This is a genomic window from Brevibacillus sp. NSP2.1, assembly GCF_000470975.2.
In the GTDB taxonomy this organism is placed as follows: Bacteria; Bacillota; Bacilli; order Brevibacillales; family Brevibacillaceae; genus Brevibacillus; species Brevibacillus agri.
Map to the genome: position 1 here is coordinate 5540598 of NZ_CP048274.1, position 24403 is coordinate 5565000.

Annotated in this window: 26 protein-coding genes, 2 pseudogenes and 1 other annotated feature (1 of these 29 running past the window's edge); of the genes and pseudogenes, 3 read left to right on the forward strand and 25 right to left on the reverse strand. The window is 51.8% G+C overall.

Translation table 11 applies throughout. The features are described from left to right. Window positions 1–62 precede the first annotated feature (62 nt). The 14 genes from rplK to M655_RS27385 form a co-directional block, all read right to left on the reverse strand. Entirely contained in the window at window positions 63–488 is a 426-nt protein-coding gene (rplK, locus tag M655_RS27320) for a 50S ribosomal protein L11 (protein ID WP_005828886.1), read from the reverse strand. A gap of 183 nt (window positions 489–671) precedes the next feature. Next, complete coding sequence (gene nusG / locus M655_RS27325; RefSeq protein ID WP_005828888.1) at window positions 672–1208, reverse strand: transcription termination/antitermination protein NusG; 537 nt, start codon at window positions 1206–1208, stop codon at window positions 672–674. Window positions 1209–1253: 45 nt separating this feature from the next. Then, window positions 1254–1502, reverse strand: coding sequence for a preprotein translocase subunit SecE (gene secE / locus M655_RS27330; protein WP_005828890.1), 249 nt, complete (start codon window positions 1500–1502; stop codon window positions 1254–1256). After that, window positions 1502–1651, reverse strand: a complete 150-nt coding sequence (gene rpmG / locus M655_RS27335) for a 50S ribosomal protein L33 (RefSeq protein WP_003392018.1) — start codon at window positions 1649–1651, stop codon at window positions 1502–1504. The genes secE and rpmG overlap by 1 nt, the downstream gene beginning before the upstream one ends. A gap of 292 nt (window positions 1652–1943) precedes the next feature. Next, window positions 1944–2594, reverse strand: coding sequence for an RNA polymerase sporulation sigma factor SigH (sigH, locus tag M655_RS27340; protein WP_005828894.1), 651 nt, complete (start codon window positions 2592–2594; stop codon window positions 1944–1946). An 82-nt stretch (window positions 2595–2676) separates the two neighbouring features. Continuing rightward, the gene (locus tag M655_RS27345; RefSeq protein ID WP_005828895.1) at window positions 2677–3201 is read right to left on the reverse strand and encodes an NYN domain-containing protein; all 525 of its coding nucleotides are present in this window, start codon (window positions 3199–3201) and stop codon (window positions 2677–2679) included. A gap of 1 nt (window position 3202) precedes the next feature. After that, window positions 3203–3958, reverse strand: a complete 756-nt coding sequence (gene rlmB / locus M655_RS27350) for a 23S rRNA (guanosine(2251)-2'-O)-methyltransferase RlmB (protein ID WP_005828897.1) — start codon at window positions 3956–3958, stop codon at window positions 3203–3205. A gap of 3 nt (window positions 3959–3961) precedes the next feature. Further along, window positions 3962–4363 carry a Mini-ribonuclease 3 gene (locus M655_RS27355; protein WP_005828899.1) on the reverse strand — a complete coding sequence of 134 codons (402 nt, stop codon included), beginning with the start codon at window positions 4361–4363 and terminating at the stop codon, window positions 3962–3964. A gap of 17 nt (window positions 4364–4380) precedes the next feature. Continuing rightward, window positions 4381–5787 carry a cysteine--tRNA ligase gene (cysS, locus tag M655_RS27360; protein ID WP_025845263.1) on the reverse strand — a complete coding sequence of 469 codons (1407 nt, stop codon included), beginning with the start codon at window positions 5785–5787 and terminating at the stop codon, window positions 4381–4383. Next, window positions 5768–6433: a serine O-acetyltransferase gene (cysE, locus tag M655_RS27365; protein WP_005828902.1), complete on the reverse strand. Its 666-nt coding sequence runs from the start codon at window positions 6431–6433 to the stop codon at window positions 5768–5770. The genes cysS and cysE overlap by 20 nt, the downstream gene beginning before the upstream one ends. Before the next feature lie 85 nt (window positions 6434–6518). Next, window positions 6519–6780: a binding site (T-box leader), on the reverse strand. Between the two features lie 25 nt (window positions 6781–6805). Further along, a complete protein-coding gene (gene gltX / locus M655_RS27370; protein WP_005828903.1) occupies window positions 6806–8272 on the reverse strand; it encodes a glutamate--tRNA ligase in 1467 nt (488 codons plus the stop codon). An 82-nt stretch (window positions 8273–8354) separates the two neighbouring features. Beyond that, complete coding sequence (ispF, locus tag M655_RS27375) at window positions 8355–8828, reverse strand: 2-C-methyl-D-erythritol 2,4-cyclodiphosphate synthase (RefSeq protein ID WP_005828904.1); 474 nt, start codon at window positions 8826–8828, stop codon at window positions 8355–8357. A gap of 3 nt (window positions 8829–8831) precedes the next feature. Then, window positions 8832–9518 (reverse strand): 2-C-methyl-D-erythritol 4-phosphate cytidylyltransferase, encoded by a 687-nt coding sequence (ispD, locus tag M655_RS27380; protein ID WP_005828905.1) that lies wholly within the window; start codon window positions 9516–9518, stop codon window positions 8832–8834. Between the two features lie 34 nt (window positions 9519–9552). Continuing rightward, window positions 9553–10641, reverse strand: a complete 1089-nt coding sequence (locus tag M655_RS27385; RefSeq protein ID WP_005828906.1) for a PIN/TRAM domain-containing protein — start codon at window positions 10639–10641, stop codon at window positions 9553–9555. A 288-nt stretch (window positions 10642–10929) separates the two neighbouring features. Between M655_RS27385 and M655_RS27390 the strand changes: the two genes are divergently transcribed. Beyond that, entirely contained in the window at window positions 10930–11325 is a 396-nt protein-coding gene (locus M655_RS27390) for a nucleoside triphosphate pyrophosphohydrolase family protein (RefSeq protein WP_005828907.1), read from the forward strand. Between the two features lie 93 nt (window positions 11326–11418). Here the strand turns inward: M655_RS27390 and pssA are convergent, their stop codons facing one another. The 11 genes and pseudogenes from pssA to M655_RS27445 form a co-directional block, all read right to left on the reverse strand. Continuing rightward, window positions 11419–12147 (reverse strand): CDP-diacylglycerol--serine O-phosphatidyltransferase, encoded by a 729-nt coding sequence (gene pssA, locus M655_RS27395; protein ID WP_005828908.1) that lies wholly within the window; start codon window positions 12145–12147, stop codon window positions 11419–11421. A gap of 117 nt (window positions 12148–12264) precedes the next feature. Next, a pseudogene (gene disA / locus M655_RS27400) lies at window positions 12265–13306 on the reverse strand (DNA integrity scanning diadenylate cyclase DisA). Between the two features lie 9 nt (window positions 13307–13315). Beyond that, window positions 13316–14683, reverse strand: coding sequence for a DNA repair protein RadA (gene radA / locus M655_RS27405; protein ID WP_005828909.1), 1368 nt, complete (start codon window positions 14681–14683; stop codon window positions 13316–13318). A gap of 110 nt (window positions 14684–14793) precedes the next feature. Continuing rightward, complete coding sequence (locus M655_RS27410; RefSeq protein WP_005828910.1) at window positions 14794–17244, reverse strand: ATP-dependent Clp protease ATP-binding subunit; 2451 nt, start codon at window positions 17242–17244, stop codon at window positions 14794–14796. A gap of 70 nt (window positions 17245–17314) precedes the next feature. After that, the gene (mcsB, locus tag M655_RS27415; RefSeq protein ID WP_005828911.1) at window positions 17315–18385 is read right to left on the reverse strand and encodes a protein-arginine kinase McsB; all 1071 of its coding nucleotides are present in this window, start codon (window positions 18383–18385) and stop codon (window positions 17315–17317) included. A 20-nt stretch (window positions 18386–18405) separates the two neighbouring features. Beyond that, a complete protein-coding gene (gene mcsA / locus M655_RS27420) occupies window positions 18406–18924 on the reverse strand; it encodes a protein-arginine kinase activator protein McsA (protein WP_005828912.1) in 519 nt (172 codons plus the stop codon). Between the two features lie 29 nt (window positions 18925–18953). Beyond that, window positions 18954–19418, reverse strand: a complete 465-nt coding sequence (locus M655_RS27425) for a CtsR family transcriptional regulator (RefSeq protein ID WP_025845270.1) — start codon at window positions 19416–19418, stop codon at window positions 18954–18956. Window positions 19419–19675: 257 nt separating this feature from the next. Continuing rightward, window positions 19676–20362 carry an HAD family hydrolase gene (locus tag M655_RS27430; RefSeq protein ID WP_026556990.1) on the reverse strand — a complete coding sequence of 229 codons (687 nt, stop codon included), beginning with the start codon at window positions 20360–20362 and terminating at the stop codon, window positions 19676–19678. Between the two features lie 23 nt (window positions 20363–20385). After that, on the reverse strand, window positions 20386–21516 hold the full coding sequence (locus M655_RS27435; RefSeq protein WP_005828915.1) for an MGDG synthase family glycosyltransferase: 1131 nt from the start codon (window positions 21514–21516) through the stop codon (window positions 20386–20388). A 239-nt stretch (window positions 21517–21755) separates the two neighbouring features. Continuing rightward, window positions 21756–22906, reverse strand: a protein-coding gene (locus M655_RS27440; protein WP_502708132.1) for an IS3 family transposase whose coding sequence is annotated in 2 segments (ribosomal slippage) — window positions 21756–22648 and window positions 22648–22906 — 1152 coding nt in all. Because the reading frame shifts where the segments join, the coding sequence is not laid out codon by codon here. Window positions 22907–23092: 186 nt separating this feature from the next. Then, window positions 23093–23368 carry a hypothetical protein gene (locus M655_RS27445; protein WP_286085942.1) on the reverse strand — a complete coding sequence of 92 codons (276 nt, stop codon included), beginning with the start codon at window positions 23366–23368 and terminating at the stop codon, window positions 23093–23095. A 49-nt stretch (window positions 23369–23417) separates the two neighbouring features. Between M655_RS27445 and M655_RS27450 the strand changes: the two genes are divergently transcribed. Together M655_RS27450 and M655_RS28420 are read left to right on the forward strand one after the other, a co-directional pair. Beyond that, entirely contained in the window at window positions 23418–23726 is a 309-nt protein-coding gene (locus tag M655_RS27450; RefSeq protein ID WP_286085943.1) for a hypothetical protein, read from the forward strand. 186 nt (window positions 23727–23912) lie between these two features. Further along, a pseudogene (locus M655_RS28420) lies at window positions 23913–24403 on the forward strand (IS3 family transposase); its annotated part runs 153 nt beyond the window's last position; the annotation flags it as partial.

Here is a 24403-nt window from a genome sequence, read left to right on the forward strand (position 1 = left end):
AGCGGTTAATCCTCCCACAGACAGGGGGGCACAATGTCTGTGCCCCCTTGCACTCAAGACAATTAGTCTTCGATTACGATACCCATGGAACGAGCAGTACCTTCCACCATGCGCATAGCCGCTTCCACGGATGCAGCATTCAGGTCAGGACGCTTCAGTTCAGCGATTTCGCGAACTTTATCACGTTTCAGCGTAGCAACCTTTGTTTTGTTTGGTACGCCGGAACCGGACTCGATACCAGCAGCTTTCTTCAACAGAACAGCAGCCGGAGGAGTTTTTGTGATAAAGGTGAAAGAGCGGTCTTCGAACACGGTGATTTCCACCGGGATAATCATACCAACTTCGCTCTCTGTACGAGCATTGAATTCTTTACAGAACCCCATGATGTTTACACCAGCTTGACCGAGAGCCGGACCTACTGGAGGTGCAGGATTCGCTTTACCTGCTGGGATTTGTAATTTAATTACGCGGATAACCTTCTTAGCCACGTAAGACACCTCCTTACTTCACATGTGGTTATTACGGGGGAATGCCCCCTCCCACCGTTTTATGAAAGTCTCGCAAAAGACTTTCGATCTATAGTGAGAGTGCAAGAAACCCCAGATATTGTTGTGGGATTGTTAAAACAAAATGAAATGTACCACATAGCGCGATACTTTTCAAGTTGAATCCTAATCCAATTTTTGAACTTGTGTAAAGTCTAGCTCTACCGGTGTTTCGCGACCGAAGATGTCCACCAATACGCGAACCTTCTGTCTGTCGGGGTGAATCTCGATAATCTCCCCGGTGCGATTAGAAAACGGACCATCTGTGACGCGCACCATATCGCGGAGAGCAAAATCGACTCTGATCTTGGGAATTTCGATCCCCATTTGCTTGAGAATCGTATCGGCCTCTTCAGGACGCAGCGCTGTCGGCTTGGAGCCAGCGCCCGTGGATCCGACAAAGCCGGTAACCCCAGGAGTGTTGCGCACGACATACCAAGAGTCGTCCGTCATCACCATTTCAACAAGGACGTATCCAGGAAACACTTTTTTCGTGACGGTGCGCTTTTTGCCATCCTTGGTCTCCACTTCTTCTTCAGTGGGAACGAGAACGCGAAAGATCTTGTCTTCCATGCCCATCGACTCGACGCGCTTCTCTAGGTTCGTCTTTACCTTGTTTTCGTAACCTGAGTACGTATGAACGACATACCATGCTTTTTCCATATCCACCAGGACGTTAACCGTCCGTCCCTCCTAAGACTTGCAAAATTACGTTCCTAGAATCAAATCGATCAAGCGCGAGATTCCCAAATCAACGACGAAGAAGAATATTGCCAGAAGCACAACCGTAACGAGAACGACGATCGTATAGGTCGTCAATTCTTTACGATTCGGCCAACGGACTTTCTTTAGTTCGGACATTACGTCGCCAAAGAAATCACCGGTGCGGCGAAAACTGGCTCCGATTCGTGCTAAAAAACCCACTTTGCCACCCCCTGACTTCGTCGCATCAACCATTACTTCGTCTCGCGATGAAGGGTTTGCTTCTTGTCACGGGAGCAATACTTTTTCAGCTCAACACGTTCAGTAGTGGTGCGCTTGTTTTTTGTGGAGATATAGTTACGCTCGCCACACTCGGTGCACGCCAACGTGATGTTTACTCGCATTTATTGCCACCTCCATCTCATTTCAAACCTGCTATTCGTTAAAAGTACCAAATGATAAATAGTACGGGAAAACCGCTACTTTTTCCTGACCATTTCATTCACCAAAGTAACCATAGAACAGAGAGATAAGAGTCTATGGCTACCTAAATAAATTTATCACACCAAAATACCCATGTCAAACAAAACGACTTGACAAAAAGAAGGCCTTTTGCTTCCATATTCCTCCGCGGTTCGTTATGTACAAAGCTTTTGCGCGCTTGGCGGTCCGAAAATAAAAAGAGATTCCCCTGTTTTACAGATGAATCTCTCTTCCTTCCAGATAGCGCTCCAGTTTGCGTTTGACGCGCTGCAGTGCATTATCAATAGACTTGACGTGACGTTTGAGCTCGACGGCAATTTGTTGATAGGACCGTCCATCCAGGTACAGCATCAGCACTTGCCGCTCCAGGTCACTCAAAATTTCGCTCATTTTCCCTTCGATGTCATCAAACTCTTCGCGATTGATGAACAGCTCTTCCGGATCAGTCACTTTGGTCCCGGAAATCACATCGAGCAGTGTCCGATCAGAATCCTCGTCGTAAATCGGCTTGTCCAGCGAGACGTACGAGTTGAGCGGAATGTGCTTCTGCCTAGTCGCTGTCTTGATCGCCGTGATGATTTGACGAGTAATACAAAGCTCGGCAAACGCCTTGAACGACGTGAGCTTGTCCCCTCGGAAGTCGCGAATGGACTTGTACAGACCGATCATGCCTTCCTGTACGATATCTTCGCGGTCAGCCCCAATAAGAAAATAGGATCTCGCTTTGGCACGCACAAAGTTCTTGTACTTGTTAATCAAGTATTCCAGAGCTTCGGCATCATTATCGCGAACCAGGTCGACTACTTCTTCGTCGGTCATTAGTTCATATTGGGCATGTTTTAACTCCTTGAGGTCAACACTCACAAATGATCCCTCCGCCAACCGGTTTCTCCATAGCTAGCGCTATTATACATGATGCCGTAAAAAAGCGTCAACCGAATCCAAGTTATTCCCTTCTCCATTTTTCGAATATTTTCGCTATTTCGTCGTTCAGCGCAATCCGTTTGGAGAACCGTTCTTCGTGCGTTTTTTCGACCTGCTGCTTGATTTCTTTCCCGGCGTTTTCCATATCGAGCAGCAACTCCCTCGCGGATTTGCGCAAGGCTCCCTGTCCAAAAATAACCCGCTGGGACGTATAGTCCGAGGTCGCTACATAAATTTGTCGATTTTTTTGGTGAAATTCGGAGACAAGCTGCTCAATTTTTTCGTCAGCCGTCTCCTTTTTCTTCGTGAAGTAGATTTCAACCAGGTAATCTTCCATTTGCCGGCCGATGCCGGGAACGTTGTATGCGTCGAACACGATGATGACTTTGATCCCGGTATAGCTCTGGTACTCTGCCATTTTGGAGATCAACTGGTCGCGCGCCTCGTCCATCCGCTCCTGATCTTTCAAAAGGCGCAGCTCAGGCCAGGCCCCGATGATATTGTAGCCGTCCACGATCAAAAGCTGTTTAGCTTTTCTTTTCGCCATCTCACTTCACCCGCGTCGGAAGAGGACTCCTGGAGCGATATACTTCATACATCAGCAAAGCAGCAGCCACCGAAGCATTCAGGGAGGTGACGTTGCCCGCCATGGGCAGACTGTAGAGGAAATCACAGTTTTCCCGCACGAGGCGACTCATCCCTTTTCCTTCACTGCCGATGACAACGGCGAGCGGCATCGTGTAGTCGCCCTGGCGGAAGTCCTGCTTGGCGCTGGCGTCCGTTCCCGCGATCCAGACTCCGCGCTCCTTCAGCTCCTCCATCGTGCGCACGAGATTGGTGACGCGCGCTACGGGCACGTAGTTGATCGCTCCGGCTGACGCCTTTGCCACCGTCGCTGTCAGGCTGACAGAGCGCCGCTTCGGAATGACGATGCCATGCGCTCCCACCGCATCTGCGGTACGCATGATCGAACCCAGGTTATGCGGGTCTTCCAGCTCGTCCAGCAGCAAAAGGAACGGCTGCTCGCCTTTTTCCTCGGCCCGCTGCAAAATGTCGTCCACTTCTACGTAGTCGTAAGCCGCGACAGAAGCCACGACTCCCTGATGGTTGTCCGTCGACACAAGCTGGTCCAGCTTTTTGCGGTTGGCGGTAGTCACAATGACCCCCTGCTCTTTTGCCAAAGCAAAGACAGGTGCCATCAAATTTTTGTTGGTCCCTTCCGCAATCCAAATCTTGTTGATCGTGCGCCCGGAACGCAGCGCCTCGATCACGGGGTTTTTCCCCAAAATCCACTCTTCACTCATGTCTTACTCTCCTTCCACAATCGCAAACGCCTGTTGCACAATTTCTGCGATCCGCTCTTCTTTTCCACACAAATACAAGTAGCCAATCAACGCTTCAAAAGCCGTAGCATGCCTGTAGTCGATAATATCGGCATTTTTGGCGGTGGAGCCGGACTTGGCATTCCGCCCCCGTTTTACCACATTCAGCTCTTCCTCCGGCAATGTCGGCATCAGCGCGAGCAGCACATTGGCCTGTGCTTTGGCTGAAACGTAACGATTGGCCGCCTTGTGGAGCTGGTTAGGTTTAACCAGCCCCTTGGCGATCAGATGATACCGCACGCAATGCGCATAGGTAGCATCGCCCAGAAAGGCGAGCACGAGTGGATTTGTCAGGTTTGGATCTCGGGTCAGTTCTTCTTTTTGCATCTAGCTTCTTCGGCCCCTTATTTTCGGCGCCAGCGAACACCTTGTGGCGTGTCCTCCAGCACGATTCCTTTTGCCGCGAGCAGGTCGCGAATTTCGTCAGAGCGGGCAAAGTTTTTCGCTTTGCGCGCCTCTGTGCGCTCTGCGATCAGCGCGTCGATCTCACTGTCCACCAGCTCCTGCTCCTCGGCAATCTCAAGTCCGAGAACTTCTGTCAATTCCACGAGCAGCTCCATATAGGCGCAAACCTCTCCGGCCCCTACATTTTGGTGGCGCAAATACAGGTTCGCTTCCTTCACCACGTCGAAAATGACCGTGATGGCATTGGCTGTATTAAGATCGTCGTCCATTTCAGTGATGAACCGTTCTCTCAGCTCATTGATGATGCGCTGCTGTTCCTCGGCCTGGCCGTTCGGCTCCTCGTCTCTTGCCGTATCCAGGCGGTGGGAGAGGTTCGTGTAAGCCGTTTTGATGCGCTCCAGGCCGTTCGCTGCCTGCTCCAGCAGCTCCTCGCTGAAATTGATCGGGTTGCGATAGTGGCCTTGCAGCATGAAGAAACGGATCAACTGGCCGCCGAATTTTTTGGACAGATCGCGAGCGAGCAAAAAGTTTCCGAGGGATTTCGACATTTTCTCGTTGTCGATATTGAGCATCCCGTTGTGCAGCCAGTAGCGGGCAAACACTTTTCCGGTAAAGCACTCGGACTGCGCGATTTCGTTTTCGTGGTGCGGGAACACAAGGTCGGTTCCGCCCGCATGAATGTCGATCTGTTCACCCAAAAACTTCAGGGCCATCGCCGAACATTCGATATGCCAGCCTGGTCTGCCTTCGCCCCACGGGCTGCTCCAGGTTACTTCGCCTTCCTTCGCAGACTTCCAGAGCGCGAAGTCGAGCGGATGCTCTTTTTTCTCGTTGATCTCTACGCGAGCGCCTGCCTGCAAATCGTCCAGCGGCTGGTGCGAGAGCTTGCCGTATTCCTGAAAACGCCCCGTGCGGAAATAGACGTCGCCTTCGCTCTCGTACGCGTAGCCTTTTTCGATCAGCCCTTCCACGAACGAAATGATCTCCGGAATCGTCTGCATGACGCGCGGCTGAATGTCAGGCGGCAACACGTTCAGCGCACGCAGGTCCTCGTTGTATGCATCGGTGTAGCGATCTGCTACTTCCTTGACCGTCGTTCCTTCCTGGTTGGCTACCCGAATCAGTTTGTCGTCCACATCGGTAATGTTTTGCACGAACGTCACTTCGTAGCCGCGGTATTTCAAATAACGTCGAAGCGTGTCGAAAACAATAGCGGGACGGGCGTTTCCAATGTGAATGTAGTTGTACACGGTCGGTCCACATACGTACATCTTCACCTTGCCCGGCTCCAATGTGACGAACGGTTCCTTTCGTCGTGTCATCGTATTAGTCAGTTGAATGCCCATGGTTCTTTTTATCCTCCCTCAAAAGCTCCAATTCTTTGCGCAATTGATCGATTTCCTTTTGCATCAGACGAATCGTGTCTGCAACCGGGTCAGGCATGTTGACGTGGTCCAGATCGTGTTTGACGCGTTTGCCATCCTGAATGACGATGCGTGCCTTGATCCCTACTACGGTCGAGTTGGGCGGCACTTCCTGCAAAACGACTGCGCCAGCCCCTATCTTTGAATTATCGCCAATTTTGAAAGAACCCAACACTTTTGCCCCCGTCGCGATAATGACATCGTTGCCGATTGTGGGATGGCGCTTGCCTTTTTCCTTCCCGGTTCCCCCGAGCGTGACGCCCTGATAGATGGTGACATTGTCGCCGATTTCACATGTCTCCCCGATGACCACGCCCATACCGTGGTCGATAAACAAGCCTCTGCCAATTCGCGCGCCCGGATGAATTTCGATCCCGGTGAAAAAGCGGGTAACCTGCGACACAATCCGCGCAAGCGTGTACCACTCCGCTTTCCAGAGCTTGTGGGCAATCCGGTGCCCCCATATGGCGTGCAGACCTGAATAGGTCATGACAACTTCCAATGCACTGCGTGCTGCCGGGTCTCTTTCAAATACAGCCTGAATGTCATCTTTCATCTGTGCGAACATAGTTGGGTGGCACCTCCTGCCTGAAATTCCTGCCAGATTTTTTTGCTGCAAAAGAAAAACGCCTCCACCCCTTCAAGGACGAAGGGACAGAGACGGGGTTTACCGCGGTTCCACTCTGCTTAGATCGCTGTTCATCCGGCCAAAAGAAAGCCAGTCGCACGATCTCGCTCTACATCCCGATAACGGCGGGAACCGATGGCACCTACTGATGTCGTCCAAACAGTCAGACACGTTCAGCTCATTGCTCACAGGCGCATTTCCGAACAGGGCACGCTGGATGGCTCTCACCTTTCCATCCTCTCTGTAAACGTGTATCCTGCCGTACTTCTCCTGATCGTCGCATTCGTTTGTATATCACTGGCCCTTTACAGGTTATTTTCCGTTTGCAATCACACGCTGGGCACGCGCCAACACTTTGTCGCGTCCGAGCAGGTACAGCGTCTCTGCCAAGTCGCGCCCGTGCGCTTGACCCGTTGTGCCGACACGTACTGGCATGAACAGCGCTTTGCCTTTTTGACCCGTTTCCTTTTGCACGTCCTTCAGCACCGCTTTGATGACATCCACATTATATGCATCCTGGGCCGACAGGTGTTTCACAAAAGAAGCGAGAACTTCCGGAAACTGCGGTTCTTTCAGTACCATTGTCGCCTCTTCATCGTACACCACTTCGTCCAGGAAGAAAAGAGCGGCCAATGGAACGATTTGGGCACAGTAGGACATTTGCTCCTGGTACAGCGCGACAATGCTGCGCACCCACTCCCGCTTCTCGTCAGACAGCGTTTCCTCGATAAAGCCCGCTTTTTGCAGGTGCGGAATGCACATGTCGGTAATCAGATCGAGCGGCTGACGCTTCAGGTAGTAGTTGTTCATCCAGTTCATTTTTGTCGCATCAAATACTGCCGGCGACTTGCTCACGCGCTCCATGGAGAACAGCTTGACCAAATCGTCCATGAGGAAAATTTCCTCTTCGCCACCTGGAGACCAGCCCAAAAGAACGAGGAAGTTCACGATTGCTTCTGGCAGGAAGCCAAGATCGCGGTATTGCTCGATGAATTGCAAAATGCTTTCATCGCGCTTGGACATTTTTTTGCCATCCTGGTTGAGAATCAGTGCCAAGTGGGCGAAGTCAGGCGCTTCCCAGCCAAACGCTTCGTAGATCATCAATTGGCGAGGCGTGTTGGAGAGATGTTCCTCGCCGCGAATGACGTGGCTGATTTTCATCAGGTAGTCGTCGATCACAACCGCGAAGTTGTAGGTAGGGATACCGTCCGGACGGCAAATGACGAAGTCGCCCATTTCGTTGGAGTTGAATGTCACCTGTCCGCGGATCAGGTCGTTGACTACGTATTCGCGGTTATCCGGCACAAGGAAATGAATGGATGGCACACGGCCTTCCGCTTCGTATTGCGCGCGCTGCTCTTCTGTCACATGGCGATGCTTCTCCAGAATACGCGGAGTTTCTCCACGCGCCAGTTGTTCTTCGCGCTCGGCATCCAGCTCTTCCTTGGTCGCGTAACAGTAGTACGCCTTGCCTTCAGCGAGCAGTTGATCGATATATTTACGGTAAATGTCCAATCTCTCGGTTTGGCGATACGGGCCGTAGGGGCCGCCCACATCGGTGCCTTCTTCCCATTCGATTCCGAGCCATTTCAAGTTCTTCATTTGCTCTTCATCGGCATTTTCCTTATTGCGCGTTTGGTCCGTATCCTCGATCCGAACGATAAACGAACCGCCGTGATGTTTGGCAAACAGATAGTTAAAAAGCGCTGTTCGCGCACCGCCGATGTGCAAATGCCCCGTAGGACTCGGCGCATAACGCGTGCGGATTTCTTTCGCCATTTTTAGCACCATCCTTGTGAATGTAAAAGGCTATGATCCTTCATGAATACGTTTCTAAGGCTTTATGTTACACCTTGCCCCTTTACTTGACAAGCAAGCATGCAGCCTGGGCCGCGATTCCTTCTCCTCTGCCCGTAAAACCGAGCTTTTCCGAAGTCGTCGCCTTCACGTTTACCTGCGAGGCGTCTTCTGCCTCCAGCACACGGGCAATGACTTCGCGCATTTGCGGTATGTAAGGAGCCATTTTCGGCGCTTGCGCGATAATCGTCGCATCTACGTTGCCAAGGCGATAGCCACGCTCTTTTGCCAGCTTCCACACATGCTCGAGCAGCACGACGCTGTCAGCTCCCTTGAAGGCAGGGTCCGTATCCGGGAAGTGGCGCCCGATGTCGCCTTCGCCAATCGCTCCGAGAATCGCGTCGCTGATGGCGTGCAGCAGCACATCGGCGTCAGAATGGCCCAGCAAGCCTTTTTCATACGGAATGGTGACGCCGCCGATAATGCACGGACGACCTTCCACCAGTTGATGCACATCAAATCCTTGTCCAATACGCATGATTTACTCTCCCCTTCGCTTACGCATGATCTCTTCACCGAGCCACAGGTCATCTGGCGTCGTGATCTTAATATTCTCATAGCTTCCCTGCATGACGGACACAGGATGCCCCAGCCATTCGACCAGCATCGCGTCATCCGTACCGAGCTTGCCCGCTTTTTCTGCCGCCTCATGCGCCTCTCGCAGCAAAGACATACGAAAAGCTTGTGGGGTTTGAACCGCCCACAAGCTTTCCCGTGCCGGGGTAGCCTCCACAAGCCCTGTGGCCCCCACCACTTTTATCGTATCCTTGACAGGCACGGCCATGATCGTGGCCTGATCGCGCCGCACCTGCCGGAGCATGTCGCTGATCTGCTGCTGCGTGACGAAAGGTCGGGCAGCATCGTGAACAAGCACGTAGGTACAGGATGAAGCCAGTGACGCCAGACCGTTTCTGACGCTGTCCTGCCGTTCGGCGCCGCCCAAGGTGACGGTGACTTGCAGCTTTTCCGCATCCACCAAGGCAAGCACGTCGGCGTAGTCCGCTTCGCTCACGACCAGGACGATCTGGTCGATCTCCTGATGCGAAGCGAAAAGGCGAACGGTGTGAGCCAAGATCGGCTCTCCTGCAAGCGGCAACCACAATTTGTTTCGTTGACCGCCCATTCTTTTGCCGGAACCGGCAGCAACGATCACGACCCCTGTACTCACGTTTTCTTTCCTCTCCCGTCTTGTACTTCTCGCCTTACAGCGCTCTTTCCAGCAGCTTCGGCTTGGCGAAGATCATCCGTCCCGCTGACGTTTGCAGCACGCTGGTGACCAATACGTCCACGTCGTTGCCGATGTATTCGCGTCCGCCTTCCACGACGATCATCGTGCCGTCGTCGAGATAAGCAACGCCCTGACCGTGCTCTTTGCCGTCTTTGATGACTTGCACGTTCATTTCTTCCCCTGGCAGCACGACCGGCTTCACGGCGTTAGCCAAGTCGTTGATGTTCAATACCGCCACGCCTTGCAGCTCGCATACTTTGTTCAGGTTGAAGTCGTTGGTGACGACTTTTCCGTTCATGACCTTCGCCAGCTTAATCAGCTTGCTGTCCACTTCGGATACTTCTTCAAAGTCGCCTTCCCAAATCTGCACCTTGACCTTCATTTCCTTCTGGATCTTGTTGAGGATGTCCAGACCACGGCGGCCGCGGTTGCGCTTCAGCACATCCGAGGAATCCGCGATGTGTTGCAGCTCCTCCAGGACAAAGCCCGGAATGACCAGCACGCCCTCCAAAAAGCCCGTGCGGCAAATATCTGCAATGCGTCCGTCAATGATGACGCTCGTATCCAAAATCTTGTGCTCGACATTGGTCGTCGCAGCAGCCTGTTCCTTTTTCTTATCCTTGCGTCCAATAGAGAAAACCGACATAATCTCGTCCCGCTTGCGAAACCCTACCTGAAAGCCCAGATAGCCGAGCAACCCGGAAACAACCAGTGGCAACAGATCACCTATTAGCGGAATCGGAATTTTACTGATGGGCAGGAATAATAAAAAGGCAACAATAAGACCACTAATCAACCCCATCGCTCCGAACATCACGTCAACAATCGGCATTTTGACGAGCGTCTCTTCTCCCCAGCGAACTACCCTCAAAATGTAGTCCAACAGCCAATTAGCTAAAAAGAAGAACAGAATGGCACCAAGTACCGCCCCAATATATTGCGCTCCAGCAACTACTCCAAAATTCAACAACGGGTTGAGCAGCGAAAACAGCTCTGTACCGTATTGGTACCCCAAGCCACCGCCAACCAAGACAAAAAAGATTTTTCCTATGCGGCGTACCATGCCTTCACCTCCTTTTATTAATTATAGACAGAAGCCTATGAGTAAAACCCTGTTTCTTTCCAAATAGCGAAATTGCTTCATTATCGCTTTCCCTCACTATAGCAAAAATGATTTTACCATGTCAAATAGCCAAAAATTTTAACATAGTTGCCATTTTCTCGTCAACCTCAAACACCTGTTTCCTTCCCAGGCAAATTGACAGCGGCCAGACTCCCTTCTTATAATGGCAGTAACACAATGAGCGAAAATTGTGACGATACGAACAGCTTAAAGCAGAGGTGAATCGATATGGACAAACGAGATGTAGACGACTTTCAAGCACAAGTATCCGAGCTTTTGATCCGACATCGAAGCGTACTGGACGTCATGTCCAAAGTTCAGGAAACGGCGTCTCGCATCAACCGCTCCCTGACGAAAGCCATCACCGAATGCGGCTGTGTTGAAGTGGTAGCCAAAAAGCAAACCTACGACGCAAGCAAAAACCTGGAGGAGAACAAGTCCCATCTGGACACTCACTTTAACGGCCCACTATGCGAGCATTGTCGCGACGTAGTCACAGCAGAGCTTGGCAAAAATCTTTTTTACCTGACCGCCTTGTGCAACATTACAGACATCAAGCTGGAGGACGTCTTGCAAAAAGAATCGAACCGGCTGAATACGCTGGGTGTGTTCAATCTTTCTTAACCCCACACTCGTATTACGAATGAACCCTACAAAAAGTTGCATCCAAAAGCGAAAAACCCGCACATCGCAGCGCGGGTTTTTTCATTGCCTGGCTTATTCAAATGGCACAGATTCTTCTTCCTTGTTCTTGCGCTTGCGTAATTTTTTGACGAGAAAGTCAACGTTTTTTTTTATTCCATACAGGGCATAGAAAGCAAGCGGCAGGAAGACGATTTTGGGAAACTGCTGCGGATACTTGATCGCAACCACAACGACGATGGCGATGATGATCGGCGTAATCCAGTAGGCCGATTTTGGAATCCCGACCTTCTTGAAGTTCGGATACTTGACCTTCGATACCATGAGGAAAGCCAGAAGCAGCATGCTTACCGCAAGCAGTACCGGATTGAAAACTTGATGATACAGGGCCAGCGTGGCCAGCACGCCACCGGCAGCCGTGATCGGCAGCCCGATGAAATATCCCGGAACTCCGGCCTGGACGTTGAATCTGGCCAGACGGAGCGCACCACAGATCGGGAAGATGGCGGTAACGAGAATCCCAAGCCAATCGAAGTGCTGCAGGACAACAACATACATGATGAAAGCCGGAGCTATCCCAAACGTAATGACGTCAGAAAGCGAGTCGAGTTCCTTTCCGAATTCACTTTGCGCATTCAGCATGCGAGCGACGCGTCCATCCAGTCCGTCCGCCAGCATACCGATGATGACCGTAATCGCCGCGTAATCGACGTAATGATCGCCTCGAAACGCAAGTATGATTGCCAAGACTCCCAGAAACAAGTTGCTTACGGTTAGCATGTTCGGCAACGATTTCACGAACATAGACTACCTCCTGATTTCTTTTGCAGAGGAGACAGTGTATCCTGTCAAACTTGCTGTTGCTTTCAAGTCCCCTGGGCAAATGTTGAATAACAAATAATGCCTTTATCCTATTCTACTTTAAATGTGCCTGTCAATGAACACTTGCTCCTGAATCCGTTTCAGGCCCTCCTTGATAGCCCGGGCGCGCACTTCGCCAATTCCTTCCACCTCGTCTAATTCCTGAATCGTCGCCATCATAATTCTCGGCAAATAATGAAAATGCTCGACCAAATTGGCGATGATGGAAAGTGGCAGTCGGGGAATTTTGTACAAAATCCGGTATCCCCTTGGCGACACCGATTCTTCCAGCATGCTGGCACTCGCGGAAAACCCGAGAACACGCAGGAAAGACCCGAGCTCCAGCACTTCCTCGGAGCTTAGCTTTTCATCTCGCGCAGCACTGCGTCTGGAGCATGCGCCACGTCCTTGGCGGAGTCGCGAATGAGCATTTGCGCTTCTTCCTCAATATTCGACACAAGCTCCTCCAGTTGCATGCTGACGAGCCTGCCTTCTGCTCCCAGCTCGCATATGTACTTGGAAATCTCCGTTTTGATCCGCAGCACCATCTCGATTCGCTGCAAGACAGAGGCGACTTCGTGCAAGGTGACCAGCTCTTCAAATTCCAGTGCGCCGAGATTGGTCATGCCTGATCGAGCACCGCCTTGTATTTTTCCAGGGTGGATACTGCCTGGTTAGCCTTGGCGAGAATAACGCTGATCTCATTGAGCACATAGCGGAAATTTCCTTGGTACAAGGTGATGACATTACCCCGCCGGGATATGGCGATGACCAGGTAGCTCGTGTGGATCGCTGTCCGTTGCGCAGTCCGGTGCCGAGTACCTGTCTCGCTGGTGTGGATGGAAGCAGGCGGAAACAGTTGGGTATTGGCGTACAAGATTCGTTTGGCATCTTCACTTACTATAATCGCCCCATCCATCTTCGCCAATTCATACAAATGGGCAGGAGAAAAGTCGCAATTGATGGAAAAACCGCCGTCGACGATCAGGCCGCCAGTTTTGGCGCGCAAAACATTTTCAAGCCCTTCGCGAAGCTGCGTCCCTGGTGCGACCAAACGAAGCACATCGCCGAACTGCGGAGTTCTTTTCGTGTTCTCCTGCATATTCCGCCCTTACCTCCTTATCACCTCGTTCAAAGCATCTGCAATATTGCTGACGCCGATCACCTGAATGTCGTCTGGCGCATCCAGGCCGCGAATGTTTTTCTCCGGTATAATCACGCGTTTGAAGCCGAGCTTGTGCGCTTCCCGCACGCGCTGTTCAATGCGCGATACGCCCCGCACCTCTCCTGTCAGGCCAATCTCCCCGATCACGACGTCGTGCGGATTGGTGGCATGGTCGCGAAAGCTGCTGGCGATGCTGACGGCGATCGCCAAATCGACAGCAGGCTCATCCAGGCGGACGCCCCCGGCCACGTTGACATACGCGTCCTGATTTTGCAGCATCATGCCCATGCGCTTTTCCAAAACAGCCATAATCATCGCCACACGCTGGTGATCGACGCCTGTAGCCATTCTCCGGGGCGTAACGAAGCTGGTCGGTGCCACGAGTGCCTGAAGCTCCACCAGGACTGGACGGGTGCCTTCCATGCTGGCTACGACGGTGGAGCCAGCCACGCCGAAGGGACGCTCAGCCAGAAAAATCTCGGAAGGGTTTGCGACCTCTTCCAGACCGCGATCCTTCATCTCGAAAATTCCGATCTCGTTTGTCGAACCAAAACGGTTTTTGACAGCGCGCAAAATCCGGAACGTATTGTGGCGCTCGCCTTCAAAATAGAGAACTGCGTCCACCATATGTTCAAGCATACGAGGACCTGCGATCGAGCCTTCTTTGGTCACGTGGCCGACAATAAAAGTACAGATTCCTTTGCCCTTGGCAATCCGCATCAACTGGGCCGTCGCCTCGCGCACCTGCGCGACGCTTCCGGCCGCAGACTGCACAGCGGGATGGAACACGGTCTGGATCGAGTCGATAATCAACACATGAGGGTCTACTTGATTAATATGCTGTTCGATCAAATCCAAATCATTTTCTGCCAATACAAACATCGGGGGCGTCTGCATATGCAGCCGGTCTGCGCGCAGCTTGATCTGCTTCGCGGACTCCTCCCCGGATACGTACAGCACTTTGGCCCCCTGATGAGCCAGAGCAAAAGAGGTCTGCAACAGCAGTGTGGACTTGCCGATACCCGGATCGCCGCCGACCAGGATGAGCGAGCCTGGGACGAGCCCTCCCCCGAGCACGCGGTTCAACTCGCCAATGGTCGTATCCATGCGCGGCTCTTCTTCGCTGGCTACCTGCGTCAAAGGGATAGCCGACTGGCGCGTGCCGCCGCTCAGCCCTTCGTGGCGGTGCGCCGCCTTGACTGTCACTTCTTCCACCAATGTATTCCAGCTATTGCAGCCCGGGCATTTTCCCATCCATTTTGGCGATTCATAGCCACATTCTTGACACGCGTATTTCGTTTTATACTTTGCCATAATCGCTACCCTCACTTGGATTTTCTTCTCTACTTTTATCATAGTTGTGCAGCCAAAAAAAGAATACCTCCCAAAACAGGAGGCATTCTTCATGATGCTTTTCGCCCAGCTTACGATTTTGTTTTTTCCAGTCGTTTGACGACCAGTTTGCCTTCTTCGGCCTCGATGTTGACTGTGTCGCCCTTGCTGATGTTGCCCTTGAGCAGTTCTTCCGACAATTTGTCTTCGATATGGCGCTGAATGGCACGACGCAGCGGGCGCGCCCCGTACGCTGGATCGAAGCCTTCTTTTGCCAGCAGCTTTTTGGCATCTTCCGTCAATTGGAAATCAATGCTTTGTTCTTTCAAACGCTTGCGCAGCTCGTCGGTCATCAGCGATACGATTTGCTCGATATGCTCCTGCTCCAAGGAGTGGAACACGATGACTTCGTCGATGCGGTTCAGGAACTCCGGACGGAAGCTCTTTTTCAGCTCATCCATGACTTTGTCCTTCATATCCTGATATTTTTTCTCGGTATCGTTGGTGGTGAAACCGAGTGTCGTGTTTTTCTTAATCATGCTGGCTCCGACGTTGGAGGTCATGATGACGACGGTGTTGCGGAAATCTACGGTACGGCCCTTGGAGTCCGTCAATCGGCCGTCATCGAGCACCTGGAGCAAAATGTTGAAAACATCCGGATGCGCCTTCTCGATCTCATCCAGCAGGATGACGGAGTACGGCTTGCGGCGCACTTTTTCCGTCAACTGGCCGCCTTCGTCAAAGCCGACATACCCTGGAGGAGCCCCTACCAGACGGGCAGTGGAGTGTTTCTCCATGTACTCGGACATGTCGACGCGGATCATGGCGTCCTCGTCTCCAAACAGCGTCTCTGCCACGGCACGGGCCAGTTCGGTTTTCCCCACGCCTGTCGGGCCGAGGAAAATAAACGAACCGATTGGGCGTTTCGGGTCTTTCAGACCGGCACGGGCACGGCGAATCGCGCGGGAGATGGATTTGACCGCTTCGTCCTGACCGATGACGCGATCGTGCAAAATCTCTTCCATTTTCAGGAGGCGCTCTGTTTCCTCTTCCTTCAGCTTCAGAACAGGGATTCCCGTCCAGCTAGCGACGACAGTCGCGATATCCTCTGGCGTCACTTCCATGTTCAACTGGCCTTGGCGTTCTTTCCAGTCTTTTTTCGTTTTGTCCAGTTCTTCGCGAAGCTTCTGTTCCTGATCGCGCAGGGCCGCCGCCTCTTCAAACTCCTGCGATTGCACAGCCGCGTCTTTTTCCTTGCGCACCTCTTCCAAACGGCCTTCCAGCTCTTTGAGGTTTGGCGGAACCGTGAACGATTGCAGGCGCACCTTGGACGCTGCCTCGTCGACGAGGTCAATCGCCTTGTCCGGGAGGAAACGGTCGGTAATGTAACGGTCAGACAGCTTCACTGCCTGCTCGATGGCTTCATCGGTAATTTTTACACGGTGGTGGGCTTCGTAACGGTCACGCAAGCCATGCAGGATGCGAATCGCGTCCTCTGCCGTCGGCTCATCCACCTGAATCGGTTGGAAACGGCGCTCCAGCGCAGCGTCTTTTTCGATGTATTTGCGGTATTCATCGAGCGTGGTTGCCCCGACGCATTGCAGCTCGCCGCGAGCGAGAGCCGGCTTGAGGATGTTGGAGGCGTCAATCGCGCCTTCCGCACCGCCTGCGCCGATGAGTGTATGCAGCTCGTCAATGAACAGGATGATGTTTCCTGCCTGGCGGATTTCATCCATAATTTTTTTCAGGCGGTCTTCGAATTCTCCGCGATATTTGGTGCCCGCCACAACGGTTCCCATGTCGAGCGTCATGACGCGCTTGTCACGCAGCGTCTCCGGAATTTCGTTGTTGACGATTTTTTGCGCGAGACCTTCTGCGATGGCCGTTTTCCCCACACCAGGCTCCCCGATCAGTACCGGGTTGTTTTTGGTGCGCCGGCTCAATACTTGAATTACACGCTCGATTTCTTTTTGACGGCCGATCACAGGGTCCAGTCCGCCATCGCGTGCGATTGCCGTCAGGTCGCGAGCCAATCCGTCCAGCGTAGGCGTATTCGCTGCAGGATTGCCGCCGGAAGGCTGATGCGACGCCATCATTTCCGAGCTGCCCAAAAGCTGCAGCACTTGCTGACGCGCCTTGTTCAAGCTGACGCCGAGGTTGTTCATGATTCTTGCGGCGATGCCTTCGCCTTCGCGGATCAGCCCGAGCAGGATGTGCTCTGTGCCCACATAGGTATGACCCAGTTTGCGCGCTTCGTCCATGGACAGTTCAATTACTTTTTTGGCGCGAGGTGTATAGTTTGGCGTGTAATTACTACCGGACTGCTCTGTTCCGCGTCCGATCAACGACTCCACTTCGCTCTGGATTTTATCGAGTCCAAGTCCGAGCGATTGCAAAGCCTTGGCAGCAATCCCTTCGCCTTCTCGAATCAGTCCCAGCAGTACATGCTCCGTCCCGATATCTTTGTGACCGAGACGCACTGCCTCTTCCAGGGCAAGCGCCAGTACTTTTTGTGCTCGTTCTGTAAAACGTCCAAACATCATATCGTACACCTCCGTATAACCGTGTTTTTCTCTATAGGTTCACTTCTGTTGATGCCTTATGTTTTGCCAATCATGCTGGTCCTGTCGCACTGAGCCTCTCCCGAATCAACCGTGCCCTTCGCTCGTCGCGCTGGTCTGGCGTCAGCTTTTGTCCTGCATGCTGCTGCAGGAAGCCCGGCTGAGTCGTCACCAGCAGCTCGTTCATCACCAGAGGCGATACCCCCGGGATGATGCCAAGGTCAATGCCGAGGCGGACGTCAGAGAGGCGTTGGGCTGCTTCCTTGGACTCCACAGTGCGCGCATACAGCAAAATCCCGTAAGAACGGAAAATGCGGTCTTCCAAAGATATGCGCGTATGCTCCAGCAAATAAGTACGTGCTACGCGTTCCTGCTCAATAATCTGTCTGGCAACGCCGTAGAGGTTGGAGAGAATATCGGTTTCCGACATTCCGAGCGTGACCTGGTTAGACAACTGGAACAGGTTTCCTAGAGCTTCGCTGCCTTCCCCGTAAATTCCTCTAACGACCAGACCAACTTGATTAATCGCCTGCAAAATTCTGCTGATCTGCTGCGTCATCACCAATGCAGGCAAATGCAGCATGACAGAGGCGCGAATCCCCGTACCGACGTTGGTCGGACAGCTCGTGAGGTAGCCTCTCGTCTCATCGAACGCGAAGTTCAGATGCTTCTCGAAAATATCATCTATTTTGGTTCCTATTTCCCATGCTTCATTCAAACGAAACCCTGGCAACAGCACCTGAATCCGAATGTGGTCCTCTTCGTTCACCATAATGCTGACAGACTCGTCAGGACTCAGGAGCACAGCGCCTTTTCTCGATTCCTCCGCCAAGTGCGGACTGATGAGATGCTTTTCCACCAGCACCCGTTTTTCCAGCGGATTGATCTGGTCCATATGGAGAACCTGCAGCGGCTGGCGCTTGCGCATGGCCTCCGATTCGCTCACTTCCGTTACCTTTCTGACGACTTCCTCGCCTTGCGAGTCGGTTGCCAATAACGGAAAAGGGTGCTGGCGCAGGTTTCGGGCGATGCGCAGCCGTGTGCTGATGACGATATCGGAATCAGGACCTTCTCCTTTCATCCAATTGCTCCACGGGTTTTGCATAAACTGCTTTTGTGACATGACCAGCTTACCTCCCCTTGTTACGATTGAGCGATTTTTTGTTCCAGCGCACGGATTCGGTCGCGCATTTCAGCCGCTTTTTCAAACTCTTCGCTGGCGACGTGGTTTTGCAGCGCACGTTTTAGCTGCTCCAGCTCTTTGCGGATTTTCAACTGCCCGCCTGTGCGTTCCGGAACCTTGCCGCTATGCTGCGTATTGCCGTGAATGCGGCGGAACAACGGATCGAGCCGGTCACCCAGGAAGGTGTAGCAATCGCTGCAGCCAAATCGGCCGCTTTTGCTGAACTGGGCATACGTGAGTCCGCATGTTTCGCAGCGGAGCGGCTTGCTGGGCGCAGGCTCGCGTCCGTTTTTTTGCATGGGATCAAATTTTAACAGTCCTGACAGGAGATTGTTGATGCTGAAGTTGTGAAATCCGGTAAAGACGTCCCCTTTTTCGGAAGCGCAATGCTCACAAATATGGTATTCGGTTTTTTCACCATTGACGATTTTCGTCAAATGCAGTGTCGCCGGTCGTTTTCCGCATTCCTCACAGTTCATTACATCCTACCCCCTAACACATGCTTCATTTACTTCAACAAGATAGCCGCAATCATCTGCTTTAAAATATTTGCCCGCAAACGATCCCGTAATTCAGACTCCAGAGTCAAAACATTTCGGGAGGTGGCGATTTTCATCAAGGCTGCTTCTCTGGCGTTGACCAAACCTTCTTCCTGCAGCCTCTCTACAATCGCGTTCCCTACACTCTGCGAGATGCTTTCGCCAATCAGCTCTTCGGTCAGCAATTCCTGCAATCGCGCCTTGCTCACAATCTGCACCTTGCGAATGCGGATATAGCCGCCGCCCCCACGCTTGCTCTCTACAATGTACCCTTTTTGTACCGTAAATCGCGTATTGATGACGTAGTTGATTTGAGACGGCACACATTGAAATAAGTCGGCAAGCTCACTACGCTGGATCTCGATCGAGCCATTGGGACTTTGTGTCAAAATGCCTTTTAAGTGTTGTTCAATGATGTCCGAGATGTTACGCAAGTCATCGCCTCCTATTCCATATGTGTATGTGCTTGCTACTGACTTTGACTATCTTTGACTTTAATTATAATGGGTTTGCGACGCGCTTGCAAGTGATCGATACACTTTCTAGTGTGGGCAAAAGGCGGGCGCTTGAAACCATCCAAAACAGTAACGGCACGACCGTTTTGTCGACGGCAAGCGGCACGTCTCGGCTCATGAATTGTCGAAGCGTTTTATGTTTTATACAGAAAAAACCACTCCTCTAAAGGAATGGTTTATGTCAGTCTTTGCGATTTGGTGTCGATTGCCGGCAAATGATCCAGTAATTGCGGAAACTGCGTAATGACGACATTTGCCCCGTCCAGTTCTCCTGGCTTGGCGAAGCCGAAGTCACATCCGATGGTAAACAGGCCGTTTTTTACTCCTGCCTCTACATCGGAATGGCGGTCGCCTACCATGACCGCCTGTTCTACCTGGTAGTCGGCGATGAGCTTGGCTACCAGATCCACTTTGGAGCGCGTGCGGAACCGTCCCGCCGAGTACAAATCCGTCAGCAACGGATTGAGTGCATACTCCTGGCAGATGGCTTCAATGTACTCCTTCTGTCCGTTGCTCGCGACAAACAGCGGAATCCCCTTGGCGTGGAGCTGTTCCAACGTCTCCCTCACGCCAGGGTACAAATCGGTCACTTTTTCTTTGAGCAAAGCAATTTCGTTTTCCAGCAAAAAAGCATCCGCCGCGCGGACAGCTTCTTCATTTGCGCCTGGCAAAAGCTTTTTCCAGACCTGCTCGACAGTCAGTCCGAGCACGTTGACCAACTCTTCCTCGCTTGGCGTCTCGCCTGCCCACAAGCCTTTTTCTCTCAATCGCTCAAATGTCCGCAAAAAAGCGGGCGTCGACAACTTCTCCGTCTGCAGCAATGTGCCATCCATATCAAAGAAAATGGCAAACGGCATACTCATGCGCTTCCCCCTGTTAGCCCGTTCTACGAACTTTCGTTAGTGGTTGCTTGCAGCATACTCATATCATCCAAAATAAATTCTGCGATGCGCTGGGCGGCATCCGGCTTTGATATTTTTTGCCCCATCCGTCGCATGTAGTCAACTTTTGACGGACTGTGCAACAATTCATCGATAAAGTAAATGAGCTGCTCGGACAAATTGGCGTGTACGGCGCAGCCGTTGTTTAGCAGGAAGTGGCTGTTTCTCTCTTCCTGTCCTGGCAGCGGGTTGTAAATAATCATGGGCACCCTCTTGCTCATCACTTCGGCAGATGTCAGTCCGCCGGATTTGGTGACGATCAAATCGGCAACCTCCAAATACTCATGGAAGTTGTTAATGAATTTGAGGGGGACTACCTCATGACGGTACGTTTTATTCGTCACTTTTTTGTACAGCTTTTCATTGGTTCCGGTCATGACAAATGTTTTCAGCGGAAGGTTGATGGCTTCCAGTCCATCGAGAACTTTTTCCATCGAACCGAGGCCGAGACCTCCCCCGGAGAGAAGGATGCATTTTTGCTCTGGCGCGAGTCCAAGCCTTTGCTTGATCTCATTGGCATCAAGCGGCATGCGGAACTTGCGCATGATCGGAATCCCCATCGGAATGAATTTCTGGTGATCTTGTCGGTAAATGTCGACCAGATAGTACAACTGTTCATGTCCAATGAAGTAATAATTGATGTGATGATTAATCCATGAGGGATGGATCGTATAGTCGGTAATGATCGTGTAGATCGGTTCCGTCCAGTCATTTCTGCCCTTCAGCACAGACAGCATGCAACTGGCAAAAGGATGCGTAGCAATAAAGGCATCCGGTTGAACGCTGTTAATCAGCTTTTTCAGCTTGTTTGCCAACAGCTTGTTCATCAGGACGTTCATATCAAAAAAACGGCTTTTTTCGGTGTTATGGTAAATTCTCCCCCACATTTTCGGCGACAATCTCAGCAGGTTCATGTAACTTTCCAACAAAATCTTGTGAAATGTAGGACTGATATATTCCAACGTATCAATTATCATGGAGGTGCAACCATTCTCAGCCAGGCTTTCCTGCATCGCTCTCGCTGCCTGATTATGACCGTTACCGATGGAAGCGGAAAAGATTAGAATTTTTTTCATGCCTATTCTCCTTCATAACCTTGCCTCGCCTACTCCAACGCCTGGATCAGGTACCTTATCATGTTAGTCTACCCCGAGACCGCTCTGCAAGAGGGAACTTGTCGGTCATTCGGCCTAACTTGTCGACAAAAAATTCACTAGCAATTGTGAAGCACGAAGCCTGTCTGGTCGTGTAAAAACAAAAGCCTCCTTACCCTGGTCATAGCCCCGTCAAGTAGACACTAAAAAAAGACGCTATCTTAAGCGGCGATCGATTCCCGGTATTGGACTGGGGAGAGGTCGCCGAGTTTTTTCTGGAACCGTTCTGTATTGTAGAATTCGATGTATTCAGCGATCAGTTTGCGAGCGTGAGCTATATCTCTTGGTTTCTCCAGATACAACTTTTCCGTCTTCAGGTGTGAAAAAAACGATTCAACACAAGCGTTGTCGAAGCAGTTCCCCCGTCTGGAATGGCTTCCGGTTAGCCCTTGTTCTTGCAACAGATTTGCGTATGTCTTGGTAGTGTACTGGAATCCTTGGTCGGAGTGCAGGATCGCATCTCCATTACCCAGTTGCTTCACCGTAGACAGCACAAGATCAAGATCGTTTCTCTCCGACACTTCCCAAGCAACCGTTTCGTTATTATACAGATCCAGGACCACGGACAGATAAATGAAGTCATCGACGACTCGAATATAGGTAATATCGGTTACATATTTCTTTCTAGCCTCGTCCGCAGCGAACTGGCGATTAAGGACATTGTTGAACACGATGGAGGGCTTGCGGCCGGCAAATGGACGCTTTTTGCGGATCACTGAGCGGATGCCCAATTCTCGCATCAGTCGGCGAACTTTCTTCGTATTTACTTGTAGTCCCTCTTTGCGTAGAGCCGTGCGCATTCGTTTATACCCAAAGTATGGGCGAATGCGGTGAATTGCCAGTATATGTTCCTTTAGGTCGGCATCCTGCTCCACACGTACCTTACGAACCTTCTCCGTCGCCTTCCACTTGTAGTAGCCCGCCCGGGAGACCTCCGCTATTTCGCATAGCATGACCACAGCGTACTTGCGACTCATTTCTTCGATCGTCCTAAACCGGGTTTGCTTATCCAACTTCCCTCCCCGTGTAGATTTGGATTGAGCTTTTTTAGGTATTCGACCTGCGCTTTCAAGTAGTTGTTCTCTTCCTCTAGACTGCTGAAATACTTCTTGATCCATCGCCCTCTATAGTCTTCAAACGTTTCACCGTTTTGCCGTTTCTGTACCCACTCCCGAATCTGCGTCTTACTTTTAATGCCTAATTTCTCCATTATCATTGGGTAGCTCCAATGCTCCTCAACCCGCAAACGTACTGATTCGCTCTTCGTTGCTTCGTCATATTGCTGCTGTTTTTGCCCTTTACGTGGCGACATAAGAAAATCCCCTCCGGTCAACAGTGTTGATCTCATCATACCATGAGGTCTTTTTTCACTGTCTACCATGAGGGGATAATACCAAAGCGGCTCCCCCACTCCCGGCTTTTTAAGCGGAAGCGCCAATGTCTTTTGGCGCATGGTGAAACCCAAGCAGGAGTGGGAGGACGAAGCGAGGCGAAGAAATCAAAGTACTTTGGCTGAACCTTCGATTACATTCAGGGTGACGGGCGCTGTCTCTTCCGCTTCGTCTGTGGCGGCGGCTGCTTCCGGCGGAGGGGCGTCGGGAATGATGGCGGCAATGCGGTTGAGCGGGATGAGAATACAACTGCCGTAGCTTCCGTCAAGCTTCAGCTCGATGATGCCGTCGTCGACTCTTGTGAGCTGCCCCACCCGGTAAGGGCGGCTGTCTGGTCCCCAATCGGACGTGAGAATGACTTCGACTGTCCTGTTTTGCCTCATGCATTTGTACAGCTCTTTTCGCAGCCCTTCCACGCCCGAGCAGGAAAGCGTGGAAGGGCTGCGAAAAGAGCTGTACAAATGCATGAGGCAAAACAGGACAGTCGAAGTCATTCTCACGTCCGATTGGGGACCAGACAGCCGCCCTTACCGGGTGGGGCAGCTCACAAGAGTCGACGACGGCATCATCGAGCTGAAGCTTGACGGAAGCTACGGCAGTTGTATTCTCATCCCGCTCAACCGCATTGCCGCCATCATTCCCGACGCCCCTCCGCCGGAAGCAGCCGCCGCCACAGACGAAGCGGAAGAGACAGCGCCCGTCACCCTGAATGTAATCGAAGGTTCAGCCAAAGTACTTTGATTTCTTCGCCTCGCTTCGTCCTCCCACTCCTGCTTGGGTTTCACCATGCGCCAAAAGACATTGGCGCTTCCGCTTAAAAAGCCGGGAGTGGGGGAGCCGCTTTGGTATTATCCCCTCATGGTAGACAGTGAAAAAAGACCTCATGGTATGATGAGATCAACACTGTTGACCGGAGGGGATTTTCTTATGCCGCCACGTAAAGGGCAAAAACAGCAGCAATATGACGAAGCAACGAAGAGCGAAGCAGTACGTTTGCGGGTTGAGGAGCATTGGAGCTACCCAATGATAATGGAGAAATTAGGAATTAAAAGTAAGACGCAGATTCGGGAGTGGGTACAGAAACGGCAAAACGGTGAAACGTTTGAAGACTATAGAGGGCGATGGATCAAGAAGTATTTCAGCAGTCTAGAGGAAGAGAACAACTACTTGAAAGCGCAGGTCGAATACCTAAAAAAGCTCAATCCAAATCTACACGGGGAGGGAAGTTGGATAAGCAAACCCGGTTTAGGACGATCGAAGAAATGAGTCGCAAGTACGCTGTGGTCATGCTATGCGAAATAGCGGAGGTCTCCCGGGCGGGCTACTACAAGTGGAAGGCGACGGAGAAGGTTCGTAAGGTACGTGTAGAGCAGGATGCCGACCTAAAGGAACATATACTGGCAATTCACCGCATTCGC

Excerpts from the sequence above, each read along its gene's own strand:
- nusG (WP_005828888.1), bottom strand. The coding sequence starts at position 1,208 with ATGGAAAAAGCATGGTATGTCGTTCATACGTACTCAGGTTACGAAAAC.
- secE (WP_005828890.1), bottom strand. The coding sequence starts at position 1,502 with ATGGTTGATGCGACGAAGTCAGGGGGTGGCAAAGTGGGTTTTTTAGCA.
- rpmG (WP_003392018.1), bottom strand. The coding sequence starts at position 1,651 with ATGCGAGTAAACATCACGTTGGCGTGCACCGAGTGTGGCGAGCGTAAC.
- M655_RS27345 (WP_005828895.1), bottom strand. The coding sequence starts at position 3,201 with ATGGCGAAAAGAAAAGCTAAACAGCTTTTGATCGTGGACGGCTACAAT.
- rlmB (WP_005828897.1), bottom strand. The coding sequence starts at position 3,958 with ATGAGTGAAGAGTGGATTTTGGGGAAAAACCCCGTGATCGAGGCGCTG.
- M655_RS27355 (WP_005828899.1), bottom strand. The coding sequence starts at position 4,363 with ATGCAAAAAGAAGAACTGACCCGAGATCCAAACCTGACAAATCCACTC.
- cysS (WP_025845263.1), bottom strand. The coding sequence starts at position 5,787 with ATGGGCATTCAACTGACTAATACGATGACACGACGAAAGGAACCGTTC.
- cysE (WP_005828902.1), bottom strand. The coding sequence starts at position 6,433 with ATGTTCGCACAGATGAAAGATGACATTCAGGCTGTATTTGAAAGAGAC.
- gltX (WP_005828903.1), bottom strand. The coding sequence starts at position 8,272 with ATGGCGAAAGAAATCCGCACGCGTTATGCGCCGAGTCCTACGGGGCAT.
- ispF (WP_005828904.1), bottom strand. The coding sequence starts at position 8,828 with ATGCGTATTGGACAAGGATTTGATGTGCATCAACTGGTGGAAGGTCGT.
- M655_RS27385 (WP_005828906.1), bottom strand. The coding sequence starts at position 10,641 with ATGGTACGCCGCATAGGAAAAATCTTTTTTGTCTTGGTTGGCGGTGGC.
- M655_RS27390 (WP_005828907.1), top strand. The coding sequence starts at position 10,930 with ATGGACAAACGAGATGTAGACGACTTTCAAGCACAAGTATCCGAGCTT.
- pssA (WP_005828908.1), bottom strand. The coding sequence starts at position 12,147 with ATGTTCGTGAAATCGTTGCCGAACATGCTAACCGTAAGCAACTTGTTT.
- radA (WP_005828909.1), bottom strand. The coding sequence starts at position 14,683 with ATGGCAAAGTATAAAACGAAATACGCGTGTCAAGAATGTGGCTATGAA.
- M655_RS27410 (WP_005828910.1), bottom strand. The coding sequence starts at position 17,244 with ATGATGTTTGGACGTTTTACAGAACGAGCACAAAAAGTACTGGCGCTT.
- mcsB (WP_005828911.1), bottom strand. The coding sequence starts at position 18,385 with ATGTCACAAAAGCAGTTTATGCAAAACCCGTGGAGCAATTGGATGAAA.
- mcsA (WP_005828912.1), bottom strand. The coding sequence starts at position 18,924 with ATGAACTGTGAGGAATGCGGAAAACGACCGGCGACACTGCATTTGACG.
- M655_RS27430 (WP_026556990.1), bottom strand. The coding sequence starts at position 20,362 with ATGAGTATGCCGTTTGCCATTTTCTTTGATATGGATGGCACATTGCTG.
- M655_RS27435 (WP_005828915.1), bottom strand. The coding sequence starts at position 21,516 with ATGAAAAAAATTCTAATCTTTTCCGCTTCCATCGGTAACGGTCATAAT.
- M655_RS27445 (WP_286085942.1), bottom strand. The coding sequence starts at position 23,368 with ATGAGGCAAAACAGGACAGTCGAAGTCATTCTCACGTCCGATTGGGGA.